This window comes from Pseudoalteromonas sp. S1727 (genome assembly GCF_005886375.1).
Classification (GTDB): Bacteria; Pseudomonadota; Gammaproteobacteria; order Enterobacterales; family Alteromonadaceae; genus Pseudoalteromonas; species Pseudoalteromonas haloplanktis.
In genome coordinates this window covers 1-390 of the sequence record NZ_PNDT01000217.1, presented here as the reverse complement: position 1 = coordinate 390, position 390 = coordinate 1, and the positions used below count along the sequence as shown (strand labels likewise).

General features: G+C 41.5%; 1 protein-coding gene and 1 pseudogene. Both read left to right on the top strand.

Translation table 11 applies throughout. From position 1 onward, the window contains the following. Window positions 1-129 (top strand): annotated as a pseudogene (locus CWB85_RS23020) (RNA helicase); the annotation flags it as partial. 47 nt (window positions 130-176) lie between these two features. Next, on the top strand, window positions 177-390 hold a 214-nt coding region (locus tag CWB85_RS21720), incomplete at its 3' end, for a Ppx/GppA phosphatase family protein (RefSeq protein ID WP_502705326.1).

The window sequence follows — 390 nt, the reverse complement described above, 5'->3', positions numbered from 1 at the left end:
AGTGCATTGCTTGATGATGTAACTAAGCCTACTATTCAAAGAAAACGTAATTATTCAACAGGCCCGCGTAGCCGTAGTAACAACAACGGACGTAGACCCAATAATAGTTACCAAAAAGCACGGTCGTAGTTACGACCGTCGTTATAGTCGTAGTAGTAACTAGAGGTTTTTGAACGGTGGGGCAACTTAAACCGCAAAAAAATGTTTATGCAGTCATTGATTTAGGATCTAACAGTTTCCACATGTTGATCGCTAAGTCAATTGCTGGCGGCTTGCAAACTATAGGTCGCGTTAAACGTAAAGTTAGATTAGCCGCTGGGCTAAATGAAGATAACTTATTGAGCACACAAGCAATGCAACGAGGCTGGGAATGTCTCGCGTTATTTTGTT